The following is a 22112-nucleotide window of genomic DNA, read 5'->3' on the forward strand; positions in this document are numbered from 1 at the left end:
CCGCAGGCCGCCGCGACCGTCGCCCGCAGGCAACCGGTCACATCTCGTCAACTATACTTTCCGAGCCCCTCCAGTTAGACCCAGTACATATTTTGGCCTCGCGACCACGATGGCGCTTATTCTTAGACTGCCGCGTCGCGCCTTAAGGGAATGCTCAATCTAATCCTCTAGCTGGACCACAGCGAGAGGAAGCGTGCATGCCTGACGGCAACTACATTCCCCAGGCTGCGGAGGCGAACGCCGATCGGCGTGGCCCGATGCGCCCGGTCCAGTTGACCAGCCCGCGGGATCGGATGTCCGGCCGGCTGCTCGCCCGCGCCTTCATGACCGCCGACGCCGCCTTCCTGCTGCTCGCCGCGACGGTGTTCGCAAGCGCGCAGGCCTCGGCCCGGCCCGAGGCGCTGGCCGGCGCCCTACTCGCCTGGCTCTTGCTGCTCGCTTTCCGCGGCTACGGCTTCTGCCCTCAGGAGGCGCGGTGGCGCCACCTCGCCACGGCGGCGGCGGCGGCCTCGGCGGGCTGCGGCGCGACGCTGGCGTTCGGCCCCCTCGCCCGCCCGGACCTGGCCTGGGCGGTTAGCGTCGTCGCCGGCCTGTGCGGCCTGCACGCCATCTGGTTCCAGGTCGTCGCCCGCTTCCGGGCGCAAGGCAGGTTGACGCCCAATATCGTCATCGTCGGCGCGACGCCGGCCGCGGAGCGGCTGATCCGCTGGGCTCTGGAGACCAAGGGCGCGATGAACGTGCTCGGCGTGTTCGACGACCGCATCGATCGCGTGGGCCCGACCCTGGCCGGGGTTCCGGTTCTGGGCAAAGCCGCCGACCTGCTCGATCGCCGGATGCTGCCTTACGTCGACCGCGTCATCATCGCCGTGCCGGCCGCGGCCACCGCCCGGATCAGCCAGCTGACCGATCTGCTGAGCGAGATTCCCAACCCGATCGCCGTCCTTTTGGATGACGAGGACGACAGCGCCGCACGCGCGTCGAACGAGCGGATCGCCACCTTCGGCCTGCAGCAGATCGCCGGCGGCGACCGCTCCACCTTCGACTATGCGGTGAAGCGCGCCCTCGATCTCGTCGTCAGCTGCGCCGCGCTCATCTTCCTGGCGCCGCTGCTGGCCGTCATCGCGATCGCCATTCGCCTCGACAGCCCGGGCCCGGCCCTGTTCCGGCAGAAGCGGCACGGGTTCCTGAACGAGGAGTTCCAGGTGCTCAAGTTCCGCTCGATGCGGATCGAGGCCGAGGACGCCCTGGCCAGGCGCCAGGTGTCGGCGAACGACGACCGGGTGACCCGCGTCGGCCGCTTCATCCGCAAGACCAGCCTCGACGAGCTTCCGCAGCTGCTCAATGTCGTCCGCGGCGAGATGTCGTTGGTCGGGCCCAGGCCGCACGCCATCGGGATGCTGGTGGCCGGCGAAGAGGCCCGGCGCCCGGTCAAGACCTACGCCCACCGCCATCGTATCAAGCCCGGCCTGACCGGCTGGGCGGCGGTGCAAGGCTCGCGCGGCCCGGTCGACACCCCCCAGGCCGTCCAGCGCCGGGTGGCGCTCGATCTCGAATACATCGAGCGACAGTCGCTGTGGTTCGACCTGCGGATCATGTTCCAGACCCTGCCCTGCCTGCTCGGCGACTCCAGCTCGGTGCGCTGACCCGCGGCCCCCTTGCTGCGCGTTAATGCGCGCGGCGGAGGGGGCGGACTAGGCTTCGCCCATGGTGGAGCCGGGCCCAGCCCCTTCGGTCGATCCCTCGGGCAAGCCGGCCGTCGAGCGGACCTTCGAGCTATGGCTGTTCCGCTCGCGCTGGCTGATGGCCCCCTTCTACGCGATCCTCGTCGCGGCGCTAGGCGGGTTGCTCTACATCTTCGCCGCCGAGGCGTGGCATGAACTCAGCCACCTCAACACCATGTCGCCGGAGCGGGCGATCCTGATGGTGCTGTCGCTGATCGACCTGTCGCTCGCCGGCAACCTGCTCGTGCTGGTGATCTTCTCCGGCTACGAGAACTTCGTCGCCAAGATCGAGCCGCTCAACAGCAAGGACCGGCCCAAGTGGATGGGGTCGGTCGACTTCTCCGGCATGAAGATGAAGCTCGCCGGGTCGATCGTGGCGATCAGCGCCATCGCCCTGTTGCGCACCTTCATGCGCCTGGCCGAGGGCGAGACCTTCAGCGAGCACACCCTGCGCTGGCTGATCTATCTGCACCTGACGTTCGTCATCTCCGGCGTGCTGCTGGCGGTGATGGCCTGGATCGCGATGCGGACGAAGGACTAGGGCCGTCGCCCCGTCCGCGCGGCCTTGCTGCGCGTTAATGCGCGGTCGCGCTGGCGGGCTACGCTCCCGCCATGGTGGAGCCGAGCGTCCCCCCTCCAGTGCGCGTCCCTCGGAAGCCGACGATCGAGCGTGTGCTCGAACTCTGGCTGTTCCGCTCCCGCTGGCTGATGGCGCCGTTTTACATCGGCCTGACGCTGGCGCTGGCCGCCTTGCTCTACGTCTTCGCCGTCGAGATCTGGCACGAGCTCAGCCACCTCACGGAGATGAACCCCGGCGAGGCCATCCTGCTGGCCTTGTCGCTCATCGACCTGTCGCTGACCGGCAACCTGGTGCTGATCGTGATCTTCTCGGGCTACCAGAACTTCGTCTCGAAGATCGACGCCGACGGCCATGAGGACTGGCCGGCCTGGATGGGCGCCATCGACTACTCCGGCCTGAAGATGAAGCTGATCGCCTCGGTCGTGGCGATCAGCGCCATCGCCTTGCTGAACAGTTTCCTGCGGGTCGCCCAGGGCGAGCCGATGGAGAATCAGCGGCTCGCCTGGCTGGTCGGCCTGCACCTGACCTTCGTCGTTTCGGCCCTGATCCTTGCCTTGATCGACTTCATCTCCGGGCGGACGAAGCACTAGCCCGGAGGGGCGCCCCGGACGCCGCGCAGCGGCTGTCCGGGTCCCCTGAACGCAACGGGCTCAGAACGGCAGGATGTTGCGCCGGCGCGAATAGGCGAGATAGCCGGCGTTGGCGCCCAGCCGGAAACCGACGCCGGCGCGGATCGGGGCCAGCATGATGCCGTTGGCGGCCTGGTAGTTCACGCCCAGCCCGCCGATGAAGTAGGCGGTGCCTTCGACGCCCGGGAAGCGCTGGTAGATCGCGTCGCCAACCTGCAGGTTGTAGCAGAGGGTGAAGACCCGGCTGGCGTTGCCGCCGACGTCCCAGCCGACCGACGGGCCCTGCCAGAACACCTCCATCGGCGGACGGTCCTTCATATACAGCAGGCCGCGGCCGTAGCGCAGGCCGACGCCGAACGCGCCCGAGCCTTCTTCGCCGGCGATGTAGCCGGTCGGCCGGCCGTTCTGGGAGAAGAGCTTCTCGACCATCGCGCCGGCGCTCTCGGCGGTGACGCCCATGAAGTCGGAGACGTTGTTGACGATCTCGTCGCGGCTGTAGGTCTGCGCCTCCGGGGCGGCCGGATAGCTGGGATTGGAATTGATCGTCGGCGCCGGCGCGGGCGGACCCGAACCATAGGGGTCGGCGGGCGCCGTCGGATCGGTCGGCGCGATGCGCGCCTGGGCCAAGCCGGCGGAGCCCAGGCTCACCAGGCCCGAGAGGAGTAGCGTGCGACGATCCATTGGGGGCTCTTCCTGCCTTTTCGTCTCTTAAACCGCACCCGCCCAGGGGCAGTCATGAGCCAGTCCAGTTTAACGGACGCTTAACCGTGTTCGCCGCGACAGGCCGTCGCGCGTCTCGCGAACCGCCCGATTTGTGCTAGACGCACGCCCCATGACGACCCCGCTCGACAAGATCCGCAATTTTTCCATCGTCGCGCACATCGACCACGGCAAGTCGACGCTGTCCGACCGTCTGATCCAGGAGACTGGCGCGCTGACCCAGCGCGAGATGACCGAGCAGGTGCTCGACAACATGGACATCGAGCGCGAGCGCGGGATCACCATCAAGGCCCAGACCGTGCGGCTGCACTACAAGGCCGACGACGGCGAGACCTACGTCCTCAACCTGATGGACACCCCAGGGCACGTCGACTTCGCCTACGAGGTCTCGCGCAGCCTGGCCGCCTGCGAAGGCTCGATCCTGGTGGTCGACGCCTCCCAGGGCGTCGAGGCCCAGACCCTGGCCAACGTCTATCAGGCGATCGACAACAACCACGAGATCGTCCCGGTCCTGAACAAGATCGACCTGCCCGCCGCCGAGCCTGACCGGGTGCGCCAGCAGATCGAGGACGTCATCGGACTCGACGCCTCCGACGCCATCCTCACCTCCGCCAAGACCGGCGCCGGCATCCGCGAGCTGCTGGAAGCCATCGTCACCCGCCTGCCCGCGCCGAAGGGCGATCCCGACGCGCCGCTCAAGGCGCTGCTGGTCGACGCCTGGTACGACGCCTACCTGGGCGTGGTGGTGCTGGTCCGGGTGATCGACGGCTCGCTGCGCAAGGGCCAGCGGGTGCAGATGATGCAGCAGGGCTCGACCCACCTGATCGACCGGATCGGGGTCTTCAACCCCAAGCGCACCGACACCGACGGCCTCGGCCCCGGCGAAATCGGCTTCATCACCGCCCAGATCAAGGAAGTCGCCCACGCCGCAGTCGGCGACACCATCACCGACGAGCGCCGGCCGGCGACGACGCCGCTGCCGGGCTTCCGCGATGTCCAGCCGGTGGTGTTCTGCGGCCTCTTCCCGGTCGACGCCGCCGACTTCGAGGACCTGCGCGCCGCCATCGGCCGGCTGCGCCTGAACGACGCCTCCTTCAGCTACGAGATGGAGACCAGCGCCGCGCTCGGCTTCGGCTTCCGCTGCGGCTTCCTCGGCCTGCTGCACCTGGAGATCATCCAGGAGCGCCTCAGCCGCGAGTTCGACCTCGACCTGATCGCGACCGCCCCCTCGGTCGTCTACAAGGTGAAGATGACCGACGGCTCGGAGATCGAGCTGCACAACCCGGCCGACCTGCCCGACCCGGTCAAGATCGACAGCATCTCCGAGCCGTGGATCAAGGCCACGATCCTGACGCCCGACGAGTACCTGGGCTCGGTGATCAAGCTCTGCCAGGACCGCCGCGGCTCGCAGCGCGAGCTCAGCTACGTCGGCTCCCGCGCCCTGGTGGTCTACGATCTGCCGCTGAACGAGGTGGTGTTCGACTTCTACGACCGCCTGAAGTCGATCTCGAAGGGCTACGCCTCCTTCGACTACCAGATCGAGGAATACCGCACGGGCGACCTGGTGAAGATGTCGATCCTGGTCAACGCCGAGCCGGTCGACGCCCTGTCGATGCTGGTCCACCGCGACCGCGCCGAGGCCCGCGGCCGCGGCATGGTCGAGAAGATGAAGGACCTCATCAATCCGCACATGTTCCAGATCCCGATCCAGGCGGCGATCGGCGGCCGGATCATCGCCCGCGAGACGGTGCGGGCGCTGCGCAAGGACGTGACGGCCAAGTGCTACGGCGGCGACGCCAGCCGCAAGCGCAAGCTGCTCGACAAGCAGAAGGCCGGCAAGAAGCGCATGCGCCAGTTCGGCAAGGTCGAGATCCCGCAGGAAGCCTTCATCGCCGCGCTGAAGATGGACAGCGACTGACTAGATGCTCCCCTCGGGGGGAGGACGATCGCCCAGGCCGAACGCCCCCTCCGTCTCCGCCTTCGGCGGATCCACCTCCCCCGCTGCGCGGTGGAGGATCTGGACGCAAAGATGCTCCACCGCGCAGCGGGGGAGCTGTCGGCGAAACCGACTGAGGGGGCGTTTAGGGCATATGCGACGCCCCCGTCTTCTGGGGGAGGACCGCGACCTCACTCCTCGCCGAATTCCCGGTCGTCGACCGGTGCGCCGGGCGCCTGGGCGTCGAGGGATTCGCGGTAGCGGACGCAGCCGCGCAGGAACTTCGGCCAGGGCGGCACGGCGATCGCCGGGTCCAGCGGCTCCGGCAGCAGGCCCCAGAGCGCCGGATGGTGCCAGCAGAGCTCCTGGCCGCTGGCGTCGCGATGCCTGCGGATGCCGGCCCGCAGCCGCTTCGCCTCGGCGATCAGCTCCTCGCGCGACAGGCCGTCGAGATCGTCATCCATGGGCGCGCTCCTTCCGCGAGGGAGAACGCCGATGCTCCGCAACAGAACCAACACCCGTCATCCCGCGAAAGCGGGGACCGAGGCTTTTTGGAACCACGAAAGGCACGAAAAACACGAAAGGGGCCCCAGGTGGCTCGACCGGCCGAGGCCGGTCCATATCGCGTCCGGATCGTCGCCGAGGAGGCCGCTCTCCACGCCAGTCCTTTCGTGTTTTTCGTGTCTTTCGTGGTTCCTAATCCCGCGCGTAAACAAAAAGCCTGGATCCCCGCTTTCGCGGGGACGAGCGGCTGAGAAGCGCGGCTCAGATCTCCAGCTTGCTCAGATACGCATAGGCCGTCCGCGCCGCTTCGAGCGGCGGCATGCGGCTGTAGGGCGGCTCCTGCTCGACTGAGAAGTGGCGCACGCCGGAGTCCACGGCCGCGCGCAGCACCCGTGGCCAGTTCACCACGCCGGAGCCGACCTCCATGGTGTCGGCCTTCAGCGCGGTGTTGGTCTTGTGCGCCGGGGCGATGTCCTTGACGTGCATCAGCTTGAACCGCTGCGGGTAGGCGCGCAGCAGCTCGACCGGGTCGTGGCCGGCGGCGACCACCCAGCCGGCGTCCATCTCGAACGCCACCCGCTTCGGGTCGGTGTGCTCCAGCAGGATCGCCAGGCCGTTGGTCTCGCCGAGCGGGGCCAGCTCCGGATTGTGGTTGTGGTAGGCCAGCTTGACGCCCTCGCGGCGCAGCGCCTCGCCCTTGGCGTCGAGCATCTCGGCGGTGCGCTTGAAGTGGTCGGCGCTCAGCCCGCGCGAGACCCGCGCCAGCATCTGCTCGACGCTTTCGCCGGGCTGCGGCCGCATCTCCACCCCGGGCGGCAGCGGGAACAGGGTGCAGACCAGATAGTCCGCGCCGATGGTGTGCACCGCCTTGGCCAGTTCGCCTGGATCGGTCGCTAGGCTGGGGCCGCCGCGCAGCGGGGTCGGCAGCACGCTGACCGAGGCGCAGGCCAGGCCAGCGCGTTCGCGCGCCGCGCGGACCCGCTCGGGCGCCGGGCCCGACAGGTCGGTCTCGAACTCGCGGAAGCCGATCTTCGCCAGCGCCTCGAGCGTGCCCTCCGGATCGGCGCGGTAGCTCGCCGCCACCATGTAGAGGTTGATCCCGACCGGCCGTCCGGCGGGCCCGAACAGCCGGCGGGCGGCCAGGGCCGGAGTGGCGGCGGCGAAAGCGGTGGTCAGCGCCGCGGCCAGGGCGGCGCGCCGGGACAGGATCATGCGAGCGTCCTCATTCATCGGCTCAGCTAGCACGCCGCTAGTTCGGAAAACAAACTAACCGCGCGCCAGCCGCCGGCCGGAGCTCGGCGGGACCCAGCGCCAGAGCGCCAGCACATAGACGAACACCGCCAGATAGAGGGCGGTGAACACCCACATCGGCAGCGGCCAGTAGAGCAGGCTGTTGACCCAGCGCATGATCAGCGGGTCGGTGCGGCCGCTCTCGGTCAGGTCGTCCTGCCAGAAGGTCAGGAAGCAGGCGCGGCCGAACACCGCCTGCACCGCCACCACCGCCAGCGAGCCGAGATGGACGAGCCGCAGCCAGCGGAGGCGCACGATCCGCCAGCCGCGCCGCGCCCCGAGCGGGATAGCAATCAGCCCGGCGACGTTGAAGCCGATCACCGCGACATGCAGCGCGAGCACCAACTGGCCGGCCAAGGCGTTCATGCGTCAAGCATACTCCGCCGCCGGCCGCCGTGAGACTCCGATGAACGCCAACCGCATCCTTCCCGCCGCCATCGTCGGCGCGCTGCTCGCCGTCGGCCTGGCGCTCGCCGGGGCGCTGATCGGCCGGGGCGTGGAGTACGCGCGGGTCGGCGACCGCAGCGTCACGGTCCGCGGCCTGTCGGAGCGCATCGTCAAGGCCGACCTCGCTGTGCTGCCGCTGAAGTTCGCCGCCGCCGGCGACGACCTGCAGGCGGTGCAGGCCGACATCGACGCCGACACCGCCGCGGTGCGCGGCTTCCTCGCCGCCCAGGGCTACCAGCCCGGCGAGATCGACCTCGGCCGGCTCGAGGTCACCGACCAGTTCGCCCGCGAGTACCAGCAGCAGAACGTCGCCGCCCGCTACCGCGTCGCCCAGACGGTGATCGTGCGCACCACCAACGTCGACCGGGTGCAGGCCACCACCCGCCAGCTCGACCAGCTGATCCGCCAGGGCGTGGTGCTGCAGGACTACACCGGCCCGTCCTACGTCTTCACCAAGCTCAACGACGTGCGGCCGGCGATGATCGCCCAGGCCACCGCCAGCGCCCGCAGCGGCGCCCAGCAGTTCGCCCGCGATGCCGGGACCCAGCTGGGCGGCATCCGCGCGGCGACCCAGGGCTCGTTCGAGATCCTCGGCCGCGACGAGGTCGGCTACGACGCCAATTCCCAGGTGTTCAAGAAGCTGCGGGTGGTGACCACCGTCAGCTATCGGCTGCGCTAACCATGCAGATGCGCTTCCTCTGCGACGAGATGCTGCTGCGCCTGGCGCGGCTGCTGCGCGCGGCGGGCTACGACACCCAGCTCGCCCAGGGACAGCGCGACGCCGAGTTGCTGGCGCTGGCCCGCGCCGAGAACCGGGTGCTGGTGACCCGCGACAAGCGGCTGGCGGTCGAGGCCCACCCGCGCGCCGTGCTGGTCGAAGGCCGCGGAGCCCACGCCGAGGCCGAGAGCCTGGCCGCGGCCCTGCCGATCGACTGGCGGCTGGCTCCGTTCAGCCGCTGCCTGGTCGACAATGCGCCGCTGAGCGACGCCGAACCGGCGGATCTGGCGCGGATACCAGAGGAGGCGCGCGACCTGCCGGGCCCGTTCCGCGCCTGTGCGACATGCGGCCGCGTCTATTGGCCGGGCAGCCATGTAAAGCGGCTCGGCGAACGGCTCGGTCAGCTCGCGCAATTCCCGCCGCGCTCTTGACTATAGGCGCCGCCCCGTCTTCATCGCTCTGCGAAAGTCGGGGAGAACCTCTAGATGCGTCTGGTTATTGTCATGGCCGCCGCCGCCGCGGCCCTGTGGGTTTCGGGCTGCAACACCGTCGCCGGCCTCGGCCGTGACGTGCAGGCCGCCGGCACCGCCGTCGCCGGCGCCGCCAACGACGTCAAGCGCTGACCCCGTCAAGCGTTGACCATCGCGCCGCGAGACTCGCGCGAGCCTCGCGGCGAGTGGCCGCCGCCCCCTAGGAGGTGGCGGCTCTCGCCGGCGCGCCGGCGACGATCGGGGCGCTGACGAAGCGGGTCAGGAAGATCAGCGCCGCGGCGACCAGCTGGGCGACGACGAAGGCGCTGAACATCAGCTCGTAGCCGCCGGTGCGGTCGAACACCTCGCCGGCAAGGCGGATGGCGATCATTCCGAGCCCGGCGATGACCGGCATGGTCAGGCCGCGCACCGTGCCGAACGAGGCCGCGCCGAAGCGGTCCGCCAGCAGGGCGTAGAAGGCCGGCGTCGCCGCGCCGAGGGTCAGGCCGAGCAGGCCGGCGCTGCCCACCAGCAGCGCATAGCTGTGCTCGAAGTGCAGCCCGACATTGATCAGCGCGCCGGCCAGGAACAGCGCCGCCAGCAGGCTGACCCGGTCGACCTTGTCGGCGACCACCGCGAGCAGCAGGGTCCCGGCGATCGCCGCCCCGCCCATCACCGAGATCAGGCTGGTGGCCTGGATCAGGGTCAGGCCGTTGCCGACCGCCAGCGGCACCAGGGTGATCGCCAGCGCCTGGCCGACGGCCATCGCCAGCGACGCGCCGAGGCTGAGCGACCAGAACTGCGGCGCCTTGAGGATCGCGCCGACCTTCGCCGGAACCGCCGGCGCGGCGGGGTGGACCGCAGGCGCGGGCGCCGCCGCGGCGCGGCCGCCCTCGACGTCGCCGGGGCCCGGCCGTTCGCGCAACACCAGGGCCAGCACCATCAGCAGCGTCGCGACCGCGCCGCCGGACAGTAGCAGCGCCGTGCGCCAGCCCTGGTTCTCGATCACCATGCCGACCAGCGGCGTCACGGTGATGTTGCCGAGCGACATGCCGATCGCCGCCAGCGCCATGGCGCGGCCGCGCTGGGCGGTGAACCAGCGGGCGATCAGCACGGTCATGGTCAGGGTGCCGGCGCCCAGGTAGGCGGCCGGCAGGGCCACGGCGAGCACCGCCGCGCTCAGCCACAGCGAGTGCGACAGGCCGAGCACCAGGAAGCTCCCGCCCATCAGCAGGGCGCAGGTGATCATGATCCGCCTCGCCGGGACCCGGTCGAGCAGCCGGCCGATGAAGGGGGCCAGGAAGGCGTTGCCGAGGTTCATCAGGATCAGCGCGGTGTTCATGTCCGCGCGCGACAGGTTGAACTCGGCCGAAACCGGCAGCACGTAGAGGCCGAAGGCGGCGAAGGTCGCGCCGATCATCAACATGTAGACGGCCGTCGCGATCGCCACGACGTACCAGCCGTAATAGATGCGCTTCACCCTGCGCCTCCCTCGTTTTGTTTGTTTTGTTGCCGGCGAGCTTAGACGGCGCTCGGCGCGGCGATCCCCACGTTTCTGTGACCGCAGGATTGTCGCCGCCTGCGACGGGATGCCCTGGGCCTTACGTTTTCGGCCGCAAGAGCGCATATGACCGCCCATGGCTGAGATCGTTCATCCGCTGCTTCCGGCCGTGTTCCGCGGGCTGAAGGGGCGCTGTCCCGCCTGCGGCGAGGGCAAGTTGTTCTGGCGCTACCTGAAGGTCTCGGACCGCTGCCCGAAGTGCGACCACGACCTGGCGCGCTACCCGGCCGACGACGGCCCGGCCTACGTCACCATCCTGCTGGTCGGCCACCTGATCATCGCGCCGCTGCTGTTCTTCCCGATCGTCTGGCAGGCGCCGGCCGTCTACTCGGTCCCGATCCTGCTCGGCACGCTCGCGGTGGTCACCCTGGTCGCGCTCTCCAGCATCAAGGGCGGCTGGATCGGCATGATGTACGCCCTGGGCTCCAAGGACCGCGACAGCCGGCTGCACACCGCCGACGCCGCCGACTAGCCGGGCGCTTCCCGCCTTCCGGAACCTGCGCCGTCCGCCGTCGTTCTCCACGCCTCAGGTCGGAGCGCGATGTAACGGAAGGAGACGCAGCCCCGTGAGTCTAGGGACCATACTGATCATCATCCTGATCCTGGCTCTGATCGGCGCCTTGCCAAGCTGGGGCTACAGCCGCAGTTGGGGCTACTTCCCGAGCGGCGGCCTCGGCCTGGTGCTGGTCATCCTCGTCATCCTCGTCCTGATGGGCCAGATCTGACGCCGGCGGCGCGCCTCGCGATCCGATCCCGCGATCTGATCTCTGGCCTGCCGCCGACAATCCGCTAGCATCCCCCCGCGCCACGAGGGGGATGCATGGCGACTCTAGAGACGACGACGAGCGACGCGACGACGGACGCCGGGACGGGCCTGGGCGCGCCGCCGGAAGCCCGGCTGTCGCCGCTCGCGCGGATCAACGCCATCCTCGGCGGGTCGGCCGGCAACCTGGTCGAATGGTACGATTGGTTCGTCTACTCCTCCTTCGCGCTCTACTTCGCCAAGCACTTCTTCCCGCAGGGCGACCAGACCGCCCAACTGCTGCAGGCCGCCGCGGTGTTCGCCGTGGGCTTCCTCGCCCGACCGCTCGGCGCCTGGCTGATGGGGTTGTACGCCGACTGGGCCGGCCGGCGCGCGGCGCTGACCGCCTCGGTGGCGCTGATGAGCGTCGGCTCCTTCGCCATCGCGTTGATTCCCAGCTACGCCTCGATCGGCATGGCCGCGCCGGTGCTGCTGGTCATCGCGCGGCTGGTGCAGGGCCTGTCGCTTGGCGGCGAGTACGGCGCGAGCGCCACCTACATGACCGAGATGGCCGGCAAGGACCGCCGCGGCTTCTGGTCGTCGTTCCAGTTCGTCACCCTGATCGGCGGCCAGTTGACCGCCCTGGCGGTGCTGATCGTGCTGCAGCGAACGCTGTCGCCCGCCGACCTCGAGGCCTGGGGCTGGCGCATCCCGTTCGCGATCGGCGGGGTCCTGGCGATCGTCGTCTTCTGGATCCGCTCGGGCCTGCAGGAGACCCGCTCCTTCCTGGCCGCCCAGGCCGAAGGCGCCGAGCGCGCCAGCACCGGCATGTTGTTCCGCCAGTACCCGCGCGAGAGCGCCGCGATCCTCGGGCTGACGGCGGCCGGCTCCTTGGCCTTCTACGCCTACACGACCTACATGCAGAAGTTCCTGGTCAACACCGCGGGCTTCACCAAGGACACGGCCACGGCGATCACCGCCGCGGTGCTGTTCGTCTACATGCTGATCCTGCCGCTGGTCGGCCTGGCCTCCGACTTCATCGGCCGGCGGACCTCGCTGGCGATCGCCTTCGGCCTGGGCGCGGTCGCCACCTTCCCGCTGTTCAGCCTGATCGCCGGGACGGACTCGCCCTGGATGGCCTTCGCCCTGATGACCCTGCTGGTGCTGATCCTGTCCGGCTACAGCGCGGTGAACGCGGCGGTGAAGGCCGAGCTCTTCCCGACCCATGTGCGGGCGCTGGGGGTCGCCCTGCCCTATGCGCTGGCCAACGCCATCTTCGGCGGCACCGCCGAATACGTCGCCCTGTGGTTCAAGCAGGCCGGCCACGAAGAAGGCTTCTACATCTACGTCTCGGTGGCGATGGCGGCGGCGATGCTGATCTCGCTGCGGCTGCCGAACACCAACGCCACCAAGCTGATCCTGGAGTGCTGACCTGAGCGCGTTGAACCTGGGGGCGCTGGCCTTCTTCCTCGTCTGCTGGCTCGGCTACGAGCCGCTGCTGCGCCTGCTCGCCCGCCATGGCGGCGTGCTGAACACCGACATGACGGTCATCCGCATCGCCTGGATGCGCAACATGGCCGGGCGCGACAACCGCTTCATGGACGGCCAACTGCTCGGCCACGCGCTGAGCTCGGCCTCCTTCTTCGCCTCCTCGAACCTGATCCTGATCGCCGCGCTGGCCGGCGGCCTGTTCAGCGGCGAAGGCGCGTTCCGCTCGGCCTCCAGCCTGGTGGTGATCGAGACCTCGACGCGGCTGGTGTTCGAGGGCCAGCTGTCGCTGGTGCTGATCGCCCTGGCTCGCGGCCTGCTGGATTTCATGTGGTCGATCCGGCAGATGAACTACTGCCTGGCCGCGTTCGGGGCCGCGCCGCTGGTCTCCGAGCCGGACGAGCAGCGGCGCTACGGCGAGATCACTGCCCGGCTGCTGAACCCGGCGCTGTCGTCGTTCAACCGCGGGGTCCGCTCCTACTATTTCGCGCTCGCCGCCGCCGCTTGGCTGTTCGGCGCCTGGGCCTTCATGGGCGCCACCGCCGGGGCGATCGCCCTGCTGCTCTGGCGCCAGCGCCGCTCGCAAGCCGCCACCGCGATCGGCGAGCTGCGCAAGCTGCTGGAGGAGTGAGGCGGCGTAGATCCTCCCCTCCTTCGCTGTCATCCCGGTTTTCGCGCAGCGAAAGACCGGGATCACGCCGAAATCTGACCCTCGCCCGTGGCGACGCCGCGTCCAACCGCACATCGCCGTGTCCCTGGATCCCGGACACGCGCTGCCCGCGTTCCGGGATGACAAGACCTAAGTAGCCAGCCCCAGCTCGCGCCGCGCGGCCTTGGTCAGCTTCGCCGCCACCAGCGTATGCGCGGTCTGCAGCCAGTCGGCCACTTCGGCGGCGTCGAGCGCCGACAGGTCGTCGAAGAACACCCACTTCGCCCGCGCCAGATAGGGCGCCGGCCGCGCGCGGCCAGCCTCGGTCAGCGCCTCGAAGGCGATCTCGCTGACCTTCACCGACAGGGTGGTCCCGGCGGTATTGGTGACGGCGAACATCTTGCCGCCGACCTTGTAGACGTGGTCGTCGCCCCACTGGACGACGACGCTGGCGCCCGGCAGGCCGAGCGCCGCCTTGGCGAAGGCCTCCGGGCTCACCCAGGCCGCCTTAGGCGTCCAGCCCGACGCCGATCGGACAGCTCACGCCGGTGCCGCCGATCCCGCAGTAGCCGTTCGGGTTCTTGGCCAGGTACTGCTGGTGATAGTCCTCGGCGAAATAGAACGGCCCCGCCGGCTCGATCTCGCTGGTGATCTGGCCGTAGCCCTTCTCCGTCAGCGCCTTCTGGAAGGCCGCGCGCGAGGCCTCGGCGGCCTGGGTCTGGGCGTCGTCGGCGGTGTAGATCCCCGAGCGGTACTGGGTGCCGATGTCGTTGCCCTGGCGCATCCCCTGGGTCGGGTCGTGGCCTTCCCAGAAGACCTTCAGCAGCTGGGTGTAGCTGACCACCTTCGGGTCGTAGACCACCAGCACTGCCTCGGTGTGGCCGGTGCGCCCCGAACAGACCTCTTCATAGGTCGGGTTGGGGGTGACGCCGTTCACGTAGCCCACGGCGGTGACGTAGACGCCGGGGATCTTCCAGAAGATCCGCTCCACGCCCCAGAAGCAGCCCATGGCGAACACCGCCGTCTCCAGCCCCTCGGGATAGGGCCCCTTCAGCGGCCGGCCGTTGACGAAATGGGTCTCGGCGGTGGGGATCGGATGCGCGCGGCCTGGCAGCGCGGTCTCCTGGGTCGGCAGTTCGAGCGACTTGCTGGCTCCGAACATCGCGAATGCTCCTTCTGGACGGCCCCAAAGATAGGATGCGGACCGCGCCGATGCACCTGGCTTGGCCGCGGCGTCGCTTGGCCCCGCGTGGCGCGAGACGCTCGCCGGCAACTGTGGCAGATTTCGCCAAACGCTGATCCGGGAGATCGCCCATGCGCAGATTGACGGCCTGTCTCGCAGCCGGCTTCGTCGCCGGCGCGGCCACTGCAGCGCTGGGCGGCGCGGCGCTGGCCGCCGGCAGCGGCATGGACTCGGCCCCCAGCGCCTCGGCGCAGCGCTATGACACAGCCGCCGAGTACGCCCGCGGGGTCGGGGCCCTGGCGGCCGGGCAGTACAAGGACGCCGCGCGGGCCTTCAAGCGCGTCACCGGCGTCACGCCCGACAACGCCGAGGCCTGGCGGCTGCTGGGCCAGGCGTCGGCCGGCGACGGCGACTGGAAGGGTGCGCGCCGCGCCTACGCTCAAGCCGTCAAGCTCGCCCCCGACGACATCGCCGCCCATGGCGGCCTGGGCGTCGCCGAAGCGCAGATGAAGGACCCGGCCGGGGCCCAGGCCCAGCTCGACTGGCTGAAGGCCAAATCCCAGGCCTGCGGCGCGGCCTGCGCCGACGCCACGGCGCTGAAGGCGGCGGAAGACCAGGTGCAGGGCGCGCTGTCCGGCCAGCCCGCGGCCAAGCCCAGCGCGGCGCGGCAGGAGCCGCTGATCTTCGCCGGCGCGGCGGCCGGCGACCGCGCCTACGCGACCGCGGTCGGCCTGATCAACGAGCGGCGCTACGACGACGCGCTGGCCGAGCTGAAGCAGGCCCAGGCGATGTTCGGGCCGCACCCGGACATCCTCACCTACCAGGGCTACGCCTGGCGCAGGAAGGGCGACCTGGCCCGCGCCGAGGCCTACTACCGCCAGGCGCTGGCCGTCGCGCCGGACCACCGCGGGGCGAGCGAATACTACGGCGAACTGAAGGTCGAGCGCGGCGACGTCGCCGGCGCGAAGCTGCTGCTCGCCCGGCTCGACGCGGTCTGCGCCTACGGCTGCGCCGAGGCCGAGGAGCTGCGCCGTTGGATCGACCACGGCGGCGACCCGCAGCTGCGTTAGCCCTCGCCGCCATGGCGTCCGTCGTCGCCGGGCTGGCGCTGGCCGGCGACGGCGACCCGCCGATTCGCGCCCTGCGCTGGATCGCCCCGGACGCCGACCCGGCGCGCGCGATCGCCACCCAGCCGACCGAGTGCCTGCGGCCGGCCGCCGGCCCCGCGCAGGCGCTGAGCGTCGAGGTCGGCCGCGCCGCCTTCCGCACCCCGCTGCTGCTCGGCGGCCAGGCCGCCCGCGCCGGCCTGACCTGCGAGAGCTGCCACCGCAACGGCCACGACAATCCCGACTTCCTGTTCCCCGGCGTCTCCGGCGGGCCGGGCACGGCCGACGTCACCCAGTCGCTGTTCTCCAGCCATCGCGGCGACGGCCGCGCCAATCCGAAGCCGATCCCCAACCTCAGCGGCGCGAAGGCCGCGCTGCAGGTCGACCAGGCGCCGGACGGCCGCGCGCTGGAGGGCTTCATCCACGGCCTGGTCACCGAGGAGTTCGACGGCCCCGAGCCCGCCCCCGCCGTGCTCGCCGGCCTGGCGGCCTATGTCCGGGCGCTCGATCCCGCCGCCTGCCCCGCAGCCGGCCGCGAGGCGGTCGACGTCGGCCGGCTGATGGACGATGCGCGCCGCGCGGTGGCCGCCGCCCGCGCCGAGATCGAGGCGGGCGACCAGACCAGCGCGATCCTGATGCTGGCGGGGGCTCGCGCCCGGCTCGGCCTGATCGACGAGCGGCTCGACGGCGAGGACCTCGCCGCCCAGCGCGGCGACCTGCGCGCCGCCTCGAGCCGGCTCGCCGCCGCGCAGCAGGCGCTGCGCACGGAGAAGAAAGCGCCCGATCGCGAGCTCGCGCGCTGGCTCGCCGACAGCCGCCGACTGGAGGCCGCGCTGGTCGCCGCCGCGCCCGCCAGCCTGTTCAATCCCCAACGATTGCAGGCTACAGCGAAGCGGCGCTTGCCCGGCTAGGCCGCGTCAGTATATTGCGCGCCTTCCGCCCGGGGCCTCGGCCCTGGTCTGCGGGGTGAGGTGGCCGAGTGGTTGAAGGCGCACGCCTGGAACGCGTGTATAGGGGAAACTCTATCGAGGGTTCGAATCCCTCTCTCACCGCCATTCCCTTTTGAGTTCATCAGGGTTTGGCGGTTTCCGGCGGGCGGTCTCGCCGTTGATCTAGTCTGACAATCCAGCACACGGGAAATACTGGCGGGCGGCGGCCTGAGCAGGACGGCTCCCGACAACTCACCGTCAAGCTATGGCTTGGGGTGTAGGAGCCTGCGTCTAACGCGACTTACTCGCACTTCGGCGCCCACAGCATGCACCGTCAGGAACTGACGGCGACCCTGACGACGCCCTCAGGAATTTCCGCACCCCGGGTCAGGTGTCGGTGAGCGCGAAACTTTCCTGCGGCGGCGCTAGCATTTGCGCGGGGGACAACGTGCGAGGAAAACGACATGCGCGCTCTGCTTCTTGTCCTGGTCGCCACCGGCAGCCTGGCGGCCGCGGTTCCAGCCCTTGGCCAGAGCGTGGGGATGAAGCCCATCCCTAACATCAACCTCGCCGGCTTCGGCGGGGACCCCACCGCCCTGCCGAGCGCGGTGGCGACGATCGAACAGCTGAGCGGCGGGCGCGTGGCCGAGATCCGCTACAACAACGTCGACGGCATTCCCGGCTACGACGTCGCCCTGGCGCAAGGCAACGAGATCAGGTTCCAGCGGTACCACAAGCCCGCCAACAAGCCCCTCACGCTGACGGAAACCAAGACGCCGACGTCGATGCTGAACTGGCAGGGGCAAAAGAACGCCAGCCTCGTGACCAACGCCAAGATCCCGCTGGCCGACGCCATCCGCACCGCCGAATCGGCGATGCGCGGCGCGCCGGCCGTCGCGGCCGGGATCGCCCAAGGCGCCGCGGACCCCAGCACCGACGTCCACGCCTACAATGTCGCGATCCTGAAGGACGGCCAGCAGCACCGGGTCGCGGTCAATTCCGACAGCGGCGCGGTGATCGCCAACCCCGAGGCGCTGCCGTCCTGGTGACCGCAGCCAGCTGACCGTCAGCGCCGGGCGTACGCTGGCGCCATCGGCCGCTCGGCCTGCACAGCCAGGTCGAGCCGGCCGCTCGGGCTCAGCACCACCTCGCCGGCGCGGATCGGCTGCGGCCAGGACGAGGGCCGCGGCACGTCGGTGACCGCGCGGTACTCGCCGCCAGCGGTGGCGCGGACCAGGAAATAACAGGCCGGGGTCGCCGCCTGATGGCTCCAGAGGCCCTTCTTCACCGCCTCCGGCCGCAGGCCGTAGCCGCCGGACAGCCGCGCCGCCTGGCGCAGCAGCATCCGCAAGGGGATCGGGGTCCAGACCGCCTCGACGCAGGTCAGCGCCTGGGTGAGGACGGAGTTCGGCCGGCCGCCCCGCGAGCGGCCGTTCCAGATGACGTACTGATCGAGCGGGGTCCTGGCCACCGCCTCCACCAGTTCGGCGTCGGGAACCAGCACAAGCCCGGCCATACGCACCGGGGTCACAGCATTCAACGCGCGATCCTCCAACACTGGAAAACAGGTCTGCCTAAGCCGCTTCTGCGGAGGTTTTGCGTCGGCGCCCGCCGTTCCGCCGGGACCGCGCCGCGGCCCCGGCGGGCGCCTTAGCGGGCGGCGAGCTTGGTCTGCGCCGGCACGCTGGCCAGCGCGGCGTTCACCGTGGCTTTCACGCAGCTGGAGTGGGTGTAGACGCCGAGCCCAGACTCGGCGGCTTCAGCCCGACAAAGCTGCGCGGCGGCCTTGTAGACCTCCGCCTTGACCTGTTCCGGCGCTTTGCCGGCGGTCGAGATGCGGATCGATTCCGCCGCCGCAGGACCGGCGACGAGGGCGACGGCCACTGCCGTCAAAGTCATGAGACGCTTCATTTGCTTCGGATCCGTATTGAGGTTGATGACAACCCCCTAACGGCGTTCCTCTTCGGCCCTGGACGAACTGACGTGCCCTGAAGCCGAGACCCAGGGTTGCGTAACATGACGTCACATCACAAGGCCCAGCTTGGCTGGAGGCCGTCGACGCCGGGCTTTGCTGGAGCGGCAGGCGCCCGGCGCCCAAATCAGGCGCGCCCGCGGCCTGGGACCGGGGCTAAAATTCACTGCAGAAACAAAAGCGACGGCGGGAGGCCCGCCGCCGCTGACGATCGACGCAGGCTCAGTTGGCGCGGGCGCGATGCAGATCGGTGACCGCCGGCGCCCCCAGGGCCGCCACCGTGCGGTCGAGGCTTTCGCGATAGCAGGCGGAGGCGCGGACTTCGTCCTGCACCAGGCGGTAGCTGAAGGGCGAGGCGCCGCAGGCGCTCAGCGAGGCGCGCTCGAGCCGGGCCAGCATCGTGGCCGCGCCTTGCGGCTGGCGGAGATCGAGGTCCCAGTGATTCAGCTGGATGACCACGGGCTCCTCGCTCATGGCGGCGGCCGGGGCGGCGTGGGCGACGACCGGCGCGAGCAGCGACAGGGCCAGGACGAAGGGGGCGAGTTGTCTCACGGAACGCTCCGAGTGCTTTTGCGCGCCTCCGGCGCGCGGTGACCATGCGGGGTAATCCTGTACAGGCGCCCACACCTTGAGCCTGGGAGGCCTCGCTGCGCACGCTGACTGACCAAGTCGTGGCGGACGCACTTCGTTGCAAGGGTAGAGCTTGACAAAAAGCGCCGCCTTGAGCGGCGGCGGCTCAGGCGCGGCGTGGACGCGCGCGCCGGCGACGGCGGGCCGAGCGCAGCGGGGCGCTCAGGCGATCAACGGGAGGGATGTCGGGCCGGCGTGGCCCTCAAACGCAGATCGGCGCGCACCGGTCCGTCCGCAGCGCCGCGGCGGTGGTGCGCGCCTTCAGGGCGGCGGCCCCCTGCGAAGGGGAGAACTCAGGGCTTTGCGGCCGCCTGCACTTCAATCTCAACCAGCATGCCGGGGCCGACCAGGGAGGCGACCTGGACGGTGACGCGGGCCGGCTTGTTCGGCTGGGCGGCGGTCCCGAAGTGCTGCTTGTAGGCCGCCATCATGCCTTCGAAGTCCATCTTCCCGCCCTTGGCCGGGTCGCCCACCAGATAGACCCGCATCATCACCACGTCGGAGAAGGTCAGCCCGCGCAGCTTCAGCGCGTCGGACAGGCGCTGCAGCACGCCCAGGGTCTGGGTCTTGGTGTCGCCGTAGGCGGCGACGGAGTCCGGCGCCGCCTTTGTGTCGATGACCGGCGGGACCATGCCGCTGACATAGACCATCCCGTAGCCCGGGGGCACGGCGACCGCCGCGGCGATCGCCCCCTCCGGCGGCCCCAGCCGCACCACCTCCTGGGCGGCGGCGGGCTGCGCGAGCAAGGCTGCGGCCAGCCCGAAGGCGGCGGCGTAGAGCGTGGGTTTCATCTGGTCTCCCCTCGTTGTCGGTAGGTCTGGATCAGTGGGCCTGGAGGCTGCGCACCTGGGCCGGCCCCGGGCCGCTGCGGACCGCGGCCACGTCGGCCGGCTTCACCGCGTCGGCCTTGTTGCCCCAACTCGAGCGCACGTAGGTCAGGATGGCGGCCAGCTGCTGGTCGCTCAGCTCGGTCTTGAAGGCCGGCATGCCGCCGCGACCGTTGAGCACCCGCATCAGCGGATGGGTCTTCGGACCGGCGACGAAGGCGTTGCCGGCGAGCGCCGGAAAGGCCCCCTTCACGCCGGCGCCGTCGGGGCGATGGCAGGCCGAGCAGTTGGCCATGTACATCTCCTTGCCCGGCGGATCGGCGGCCAACGCCGGCGCGGCGAGGCTCGCCGCCACGAGCAGGGCCGCGGACCCCGCGAACGCGCTGTGCTTGCCCATGGCTCAGACCTGCTGCTGGACGCGGGCGTGCAGGCGCGCGACCTGCTGCCAGGCGGACTCGATCGCCCCGGCCTGCCAGCCGCCGAGGTAGCTCATGTGCTCGCCGGCGAGGTAGACGCGGCCCTCGCCGTTCACCAGCGCCGGATAGGCGGTGGCGCGCGCCTCCGGCGACCACTCGGCCCAGCCGCCGAGGTTGTACTCGGCCAGGTGCCAGCAGAAGGAAAAGGCGTTCTCGAAGCTCTCCTGATACTGCGGGAAGACCTTCTGGCCTGCCGCCAGCGCGAACGCCGCCCGCTCCTTCGGCGGCATCGCGCTGATCCGCGCCGCTTCCGAGCCGAAGGCGTAGTAGCCGAGGATCACGCCCTTCTGCCCCTGCCAGCCGTAGGACGGCAGCGAGATCGAGTTGATCCCGGGCATGTCGGTGTAGACGTGGCCGCCGTAGATCGCGTGGTCCTCCTCCCAGAACCGTCGCTTCATCTGCAGGCCGATCTTGTTGACCGGCGCATAGGCGACATCGGCCATCGCCGTCTTGAACGTCGTGGTGGCGTCCATGTCGATGCCGCGCAGCACCGACAGCGGAATGGTGCAGATGCAGTAGTCGGCGGTGATCACCGACGGCTGGCCGCCGGCGTCGCGCACCGCGACGCTGACGCCGTCCGGCCCCTGGGAGATCTTCTCGACGTTGGTCGAGTAGCGGATCAGCCGGCCGACCTGGCGCTCGAAGCCCTTGGCGATCTGGTCCATGCCGCCGACCGGCTGCAGCATGGTGCGCTGCTGCTCGAACTCGGTGACCGAGCTCAGCACCTGCCAGGCGCGCGAATCCAGCACGTCCTTGAAGGCGTAGGGCGCCGACGGCTTGCCGGGGCCGGGGTCGATCCCGGCGCCGGGATGGACGGCGAAGCCGCGCCCCTCGGCGCCGGTGTAGCTCAGGTCCTTCGGGTTGAGCCGGCCCTCGTGGATCACGTACTCGATGAACTTGGCGCGGTCCTCGGCCGAGAGCGGCGCGTCGAGGTTGCCCCTGCTGGCGCACTTGGCGAGCAGTTCGGCGGCGTAGCCGCGTGCGTCGGCGGCGACCTCGCCCTTGCGGACCGGCTTGCCCTTCAGCGGCCCCTCGCCCTTCTCGAAGTAGACGTAGGCCGCGTCATTGTCGTTGACGAAGCTCTCCAGCGGGACGCCGAACAGCTTGGTGTAATAAAGCGTCGAGCGATGATGGTAGGGGATCCGCCACGGGCCGTGGTTGATGTAGTGCCCCTCGTCGAAGTCGCAGGTCTGGCTGTAGCCGGCGAGGTCGGTGTACTTGAAGCCCTTGCGCGCGGTCTGGCAGCGCCCGCCGGCGAAGCTGCGCGCCTCGATCACCTGAACCTGGTAGCCCGCCTTGTCGAGCTCGTAGGCTGCGGTCATGCCGGCCAGGCCGGCGCCCAGGATCACCACCTTCTTGCCCTTGGTCGCCCCGCTCAGCGCCGGCGGCGCGGCCTGGGCCGAGCCGAAGCCGAAGCCCAGGGCCTCGAGCCCTGCGACCGCCAGCGACATGCCGCCCGCCGCGGCGAGCTGCTCGAAGAATCTACGACGCGTGAGTACGCCCGCGCCGGTCCCGACTTGATGTTCCATCCCGG

The 22112-nt window shown here is 70.2% G+C and carries 27 protein-coding genes and 1 tRNA gene; 15 read left to right on the forward strand and 13 right to left on the reverse strand.

Features of this window, described 5'->3' with window-relative positions; translation table 11 throughout:
• The first annotated feature begins 197 nt into the window (after positions 1 to 197).
• The 3 genes from ACSQ14_RS15490 (at position 198) to ACSQ14_RS15500 (ending at position 2891) form a co-directional block, all read left to right on the forward strand.
• Positions 198 to 1643, forward strand: coding sequence for an exopolysaccharide biosynthesis polyprenyl glycosylphosphotransferase (locus tag ACSQ14_RS15490; protein ID WP_436014315.1), 1446 nt, complete (start codon positions 198 to 200; stop codon positions 1641 to 1643).
• A gap of 61 nt (positions 1644 to 1704) precedes the next feature.
• The gene (locus tag ACSQ14_RS15495; RefSeq protein WP_436014317.1) at positions 1705 to 2262 is read left to right on the forward strand and encodes a TIGR00645 family protein; all 558 of its coding nucleotides are present in this window, start codon (positions 1705 to 1707) and stop codon (positions 2260 to 2262) included.
• 131 nt (positions 2263 to 2393) lie between these two features.
• Entirely contained in the window at positions 2394 to 2891 is a 498-nt protein-coding gene (locus ACSQ14_RS15500; RefSeq protein ID WP_436014319.1) for a TIGR00645 family protein, read from the forward strand.
• Positions 2892 to 2951: 60 nt separating this feature from the next.
• Here ACSQ14_RS15500 and ACSQ14_RS15505 read toward each other — a convergent pair whose 3' ends face one another.
• Positions 2952 to 3611, reverse strand: a complete 660-nt coding sequence (locus ACSQ14_RS15505; RefSeq protein ID WP_436014321.1) for a DUF1134 domain-containing protein — start codon at positions 3609 to 3611, stop codon at positions 2952 to 2954.
• A 151-nt stretch (positions 3612 to 3762) separates the two neighbouring features.
• Here ACSQ14_RS15505 and lepA point away from each other — a divergent pair, with 151 nt between their 5' ends.
• Positions 3763 to 5568, forward strand: a complete 1806-nt coding sequence (lepA, locus tag ACSQ14_RS15510; protein WP_436014323.1) for a translation elongation factor 4 — start codon at positions 3763 to 3765, stop codon at positions 5566 to 5568.
• Between the two features lie 209 nt (positions 5569 to 5777).
• Here the strand turns inward: lepA and ACSQ14_RS15515 are convergent, their stop codons facing one another.
• The 3 genes from ACSQ14_RS15515 to ACSQ14_RS15525 all read right to left on the reverse strand — a co-directional run bounded on the left by ACSQ14_RS15515 (position 5778) and on the right by ACSQ14_RS15525 (position 7746).
• Complete coding sequence (locus ACSQ14_RS15515; RefSeq protein WP_436014325.1) at positions 5778 to 6050, reverse strand: hypothetical protein; 273 nt, start codon at positions 6048 to 6050, stop codon at positions 5778 to 5780.
• Between the two features lie 301 nt (positions 6051 to 6351).
• Entirely contained in the window at positions 6352 to 7302 is a 951-nt protein-coding gene (locus ACSQ14_RS15520; protein ID WP_436014327.1) for a sugar phosphate isomerase/epimerase family protein, read from the reverse strand.
• Positions 7303 to 7356: 54 nt separating this feature from the next.
• Positions 7357 to 7746, reverse strand: a complete 390-nt coding sequence (locus tag ACSQ14_RS15525) for a DUF2784 domain-containing protein (protein WP_436014329.1) — start codon at positions 7744 to 7746, stop codon at positions 7357 to 7359.
• Between the two features lie 40 nt (positions 7747 to 7786).
• On the opposite strand from ACSQ14_RS15525, the gene ACSQ14_RS15530 reads away from it, so the two are divergent.
• The 3 genes from ACSQ14_RS15530 to ACSQ14_RS15540 are packed head-to-tail and all read left to right on the forward strand — an operon-like array spanning position 7787 to position 9168.
• On the forward strand, positions 7787 to 8506 hold the full coding sequence (locus ACSQ14_RS15530) for an SIMPL domain-containing protein (RefSeq protein WP_436014331.1): 720 nt from the start codon (positions 7787 to 7789) through the stop codon (positions 8504 to 8506).
• Between the two features lie 2 nt (positions 8507 to 8508).
• Positions 8509 to 8976, forward strand: a complete 468-nt coding sequence (locus ACSQ14_RS15535; RefSeq protein ID WP_436014333.1) for a DUF5615 family PIN-like protein — start codon at positions 8509 to 8511, stop codon at positions 8974 to 8976.
• Positions 8977 to 9030: 54 nt separating this feature from the next.
• Positions 9031 to 9168, forward strand: coding sequence for an entericidin A/B family lipoprotein (locus ACSQ14_RS15540; RefSeq protein WP_436014335.1), 138 nt, complete (start codon positions 9031 to 9033; stop codon positions 9166 to 9168).
• A 67-nt stretch (positions 9169 to 9235) separates the two neighbouring features.
• Here the strand turns inward: ACSQ14_RS15540 and ACSQ14_RS15545 are convergent, their stop codons facing one another.
• A complete protein-coding gene (locus tag ACSQ14_RS15545; RefSeq protein ID WP_436014337.1) occupies positions 9236 to 10495 on the reverse strand; it encodes an MFS transporter in 1260 nt (419 codons plus the stop codon).
• A 157-nt stretch (positions 10496 to 10652) separates the two neighbouring features.
• Between ACSQ14_RS15545 and ACSQ14_RS15550 the strand changes: the two genes are divergently transcribed.
• The 4 genes from ACSQ14_RS15550 to ACSQ14_RS15565 all read left to right on the forward strand — a co-directional run bounded on the left by ACSQ14_RS15550 (position 10653) and on the right by ACSQ14_RS15565 (position 13437).
• The gene (locus ACSQ14_RS15550) at positions 10653 to 11048 is read left to right on the forward strand and encodes a DUF983 domain-containing protein (RefSeq protein WP_436014339.1); all 396 of its coding nucleotides are present in this window, start codon (positions 10653 to 10655) and stop codon (positions 11046 to 11048) included.
• A gap of 94 nt (positions 11049 to 11142) precedes the next feature.
• A complete protein-coding gene (locus ACSQ14_RS15555) occupies positions 11143 to 11301 on the forward strand; it encodes a DUF3309 family protein (RefSeq protein ID WP_436014341.1) in 159 nt (52 codons plus the stop codon).
• A gap of 95 nt (positions 11302 to 11396) precedes the next feature.
• Positions 11397 to 12749 carry an MFS transporter gene (locus ACSQ14_RS15560; RefSeq protein WP_436014343.1) on the forward strand — a complete coding sequence of 451 codons (1353 nt, stop codon included), beginning with the start codon at positions 11397 to 11399 and terminating at the stop codon, positions 12747 to 12749.
• A 1-nt stretch (position 12750) separates the two neighbouring features.
• On the forward strand, positions 12751 to 13437 hold the full coding sequence (locus tag ACSQ14_RS15565) for a DUF599 domain-containing protein (RefSeq protein WP_436015444.1): 687 nt from the start codon (positions 12751 to 12753) through the stop codon (positions 13435 to 13437).
• 168 nt (positions 13438 to 13605) lie between these two features.
• On the opposite strand, the gene ACSQ14_RS15570 is transcribed toward ACSQ14_RS15565, so the two are convergent.
• Positions 13606 to 13953: an MmcQ/YjbR family DNA-binding protein gene (locus tag ACSQ14_RS15570; RefSeq protein WP_436014345.1), complete on the reverse strand. Its 348-nt coding sequence runs from the start codon at positions 13951 to 13953 to the stop codon at positions 13606 to 13608.
• Positions 13954 to 13963: 10 nt separating this feature from the next.
• Positions 13964 to 14617, reverse strand: coding sequence for a peptide-methionine (S)-S-oxide reductase MsrA (msrA, locus tag ACSQ14_RS15575; RefSeq protein ID WP_436014347.1), 654 nt, complete (start codon positions 14615 to 14617; stop codon positions 13964 to 13966).
• Between the two features lie 152 nt (positions 14618 to 14769).
• Between msrA and ACSQ14_RS15580 the strand changes: the two genes are divergently transcribed.
• The 4 genes from ACSQ14_RS15580 (at position 14770) to ACSQ14_RS15595 (ending at position 17722) form a co-directional block, all read left to right on the forward strand.
• Positions 14770 to 15708 (forward strand): tetratricopeptide repeat protein, encoded by a 939-nt coding sequence (locus ACSQ14_RS15580; RefSeq protein ID WP_436014349.1) that lies wholly within the window; start codon positions 14770 to 14772, stop codon positions 15706 to 15708.
• Positions 15709 to 15719: 11 nt separating this feature from the next.
• Entirely contained in the window at positions 15720 to 16655 is a 936-nt protein-coding gene (locus ACSQ14_RS15585; protein ID WP_436014351.1) for a hypothetical protein, read from the forward strand.
• Positions 16656 to 16709: 54 nt separating this feature from the next.
• Positions 16710 to 16799: transfer RNA gene (locus ACSQ14_RS15590), tRNA-Ser, on the forward strand.
• Between the two features lie 338 nt (positions 16800 to 17137).
• Positions 17138 to 17722, forward strand: coding sequence for a PepSY domain-containing protein (locus tag ACSQ14_RS15595; RefSeq protein ID WP_436014353.1), 585 nt, complete (start codon positions 17138 to 17140; stop codon positions 17720 to 17722).
• 17 nt (positions 17723 to 17739) lie between these two features.
• On the opposite strand, the gene ACSQ14_RS15600 is transcribed toward ACSQ14_RS15595, so the two are convergent.
• From ACSQ14_RS15600 to ACSQ14_RS15625, 6 genes are all read right to left on the reverse strand, one after another.
• A complete protein-coding gene (locus ACSQ14_RS15600; RefSeq protein ID WP_436014355.1) occupies positions 17740 to 18213 on the reverse strand; it encodes a hypothetical protein in 474 nt (157 codons plus the stop codon).
• 110 nt (positions 18214 to 18323) lie between these two features.
• Positions 18324 to 18572 carry a hypothetical protein gene (locus ACSQ14_RS15605; protein ID WP_436014357.1) on the reverse strand — a complete coding sequence of 83 codons (249 nt, stop codon included), beginning with the start codon at positions 18570 to 18572 and terminating at the stop codon, positions 18324 to 18326.
• A gap of 295 nt (positions 18573 to 18867) precedes the next feature.
• A complete protein-coding gene (locus tag ACSQ14_RS15610; protein ID WP_436014359.1) occupies positions 18868 to 19197 on the reverse strand; it encodes a UrcA family protein in 330 nt (109 codons plus the stop codon).
• A gap of 371 nt (positions 19198 to 19568) precedes the next feature.
• On the reverse strand, positions 19569 to 20066 hold the full coding sequence (locus ACSQ14_RS15615) for a RidA family protein (RefSeq protein WP_436014361.1): 498 nt from the start codon (positions 20064 to 20066) through the stop codon (positions 19569 to 19571).
• Between the two features lie 31 nt (positions 20067 to 20097).
• The gene (locus tag ACSQ14_RS15620; RefSeq protein WP_436014363.1) at positions 20098 to 20499 is read right to left on the reverse strand and encodes a c-type cytochrome; all 402 of its coding nucleotides are present in this window, start codon (positions 20497 to 20499) and stop codon (positions 20098 to 20100) included.
• A gap of 3 nt (positions 20500 to 20502) precedes the next feature.
• The gene (locus tag ACSQ14_RS15625; protein WP_436014365.1) at positions 20503 to 22107 is read right to left on the reverse strand and encodes an FAD-dependent oxidoreductase; all 1605 of its coding nucleotides are present in this window, start codon (positions 22105 to 22107) and stop codon (positions 20503 to 20505) included.
• Between the last annotated feature and the right edge of the window lie 5 nt (positions 22108 to 22112).

This window comes from Phenylobacterium sp. LjRoot219, from assembly GCF_964252995.1.
In the GTDB taxonomy this organism is placed as follows: Bacteria; Pseudomonadota; Alphaproteobacteria; order Caulobacterales; family Caulobacteraceae; genus Phenylobacterium.

Coding starts and splice junctions, on each gene's coding strand:
- ACSQ14_RS15490 (WP_436014315.1), top strand. CDS start 198: ATGCCTGACGGCAACTACATTCCCCAGGCTGCGGAGGCGAACGCCGAT.
- ACSQ14_RS15495 (WP_436014317.1), top strand. CDS start 1,705: ATGGTGGAGCCGGGCCCAGCCCCTTCGGTCGATCCCTCGGGCAAGCCG.
- ACSQ14_RS15505 (WP_436014321.1), bottom strand. CDS start 3,611: ATGGATCGTCGCACGCTACTCCTCTCGGGCCTGGTGAGCCTGGGCTCC.
- lepA (WP_436014323.1), top strand. CDS start 3,763: ATGACGACCCCGCTCGACAAGATCCGCAATTTTTCCATCGTCGCGCAC.
- ACSQ14_RS15515 (WP_436014325.1), bottom strand. CDS start 6,050: ATGGATGACGATCTCGACGGCCTGTCGCGCGAGGAGCTGATCGCCGAG.
- ACSQ14_RS15520 (WP_436014327.1), bottom strand. CDS start 7,302: ATGATCCTGTCCCGGCGCGCCGCCCTGGCCGCGGCGCTGACCACCGCT.
- ACSQ14_RS15525 (WP_436014329.1), bottom strand. CDS start 7,746: ATGAACGCCTTGGCCGGCCAGTTGGTGCTCGCGCTGCATGTCGCGGTG.
- ACSQ14_RS15530 (WP_436014331.1), top strand. CDS start 7,787: ATGAACGCCAACCGCATCCTTCCCGCCGCCATCGTCGGCGCGCTGCTC.
- ACSQ14_RS15535 (WP_436014333.1), top strand. CDS start 8,509: ATGCAGATGCGCTTCCTCTGCGACGAGATGCTGCTGCGCCTGGCGCGG.
- ACSQ14_RS15540 (WP_436014335.1), top strand. CDS start 9,031: ATGCGTCTGGTTATTGTCATGGCCGCCGCCGCCGCGGCCCTGTGGGTT.
- ACSQ14_RS15550 (WP_436014339.1), top strand. CDS start 10,653: ATGGCTGAGATCGTTCATCCGCTGCTTCCGGCCGTGTTCCGCGGGCTG.
- ACSQ14_RS15560 (WP_436014343.1), top strand. CDS start 11,397: ATGGCGACTCTAGAGACGACGACGAGCGACGCGACGACGGACGCCGGG.
- msrA (WP_436014347.1), bottom strand. CDS start 14,617: ATGTTCGGAGCCAGCAAGTCGCTCGAACTGCCGACCCAGGAGACCGCG.
- ACSQ14_RS15580 (WP_436014349.1), top strand. CDS start 14,770: ATGCGCAGATTGACGGCCTGTCTCGCAGCCGGCTTCGTCGCCGGCGCG.
- ACSQ14_RS15585 (WP_436014351.1), top strand. CDS start 15,720: ATGGCGTCCGTCGTCGCCGGGCTGGCGCTGGCCGGCGACGGCGACCCG.
- ACSQ14_RS15595 (WP_436014353.1), top strand. CDS start 17,138: ATGCGCGCTCTGCTTCTTGTCCTGGTCGCCACCGGCAGCCTGGCGGCC.
- ACSQ14_RS15605 (WP_436014357.1), bottom strand. CDS start 18,572: ATGACTTTGACGGCAGTGGCCGTCGCCCTCGTCGCCGGTCCTGCGGCG.
- ACSQ14_RS15615 (WP_436014361.1), bottom strand. CDS start 20,066: ATGAAACCCACGCTCTACGCCGCCGCCTTCGGGCTGGCCGCAGCCTTG.
- ACSQ14_RS15620 (WP_436014363.1), bottom strand. CDS start 20,499: ATGGGCAAGCACAGCGCGTTCGCGGGGTCCGCGGCCCTGCTCGTGGCG.
- ACSQ14_RS15625 (WP_436014365.1), bottom strand. CDS start 22,107: ATGGAACATCAAGTCGGGACCGGCGCGGGCGTACTCACGCGTCGTAGA.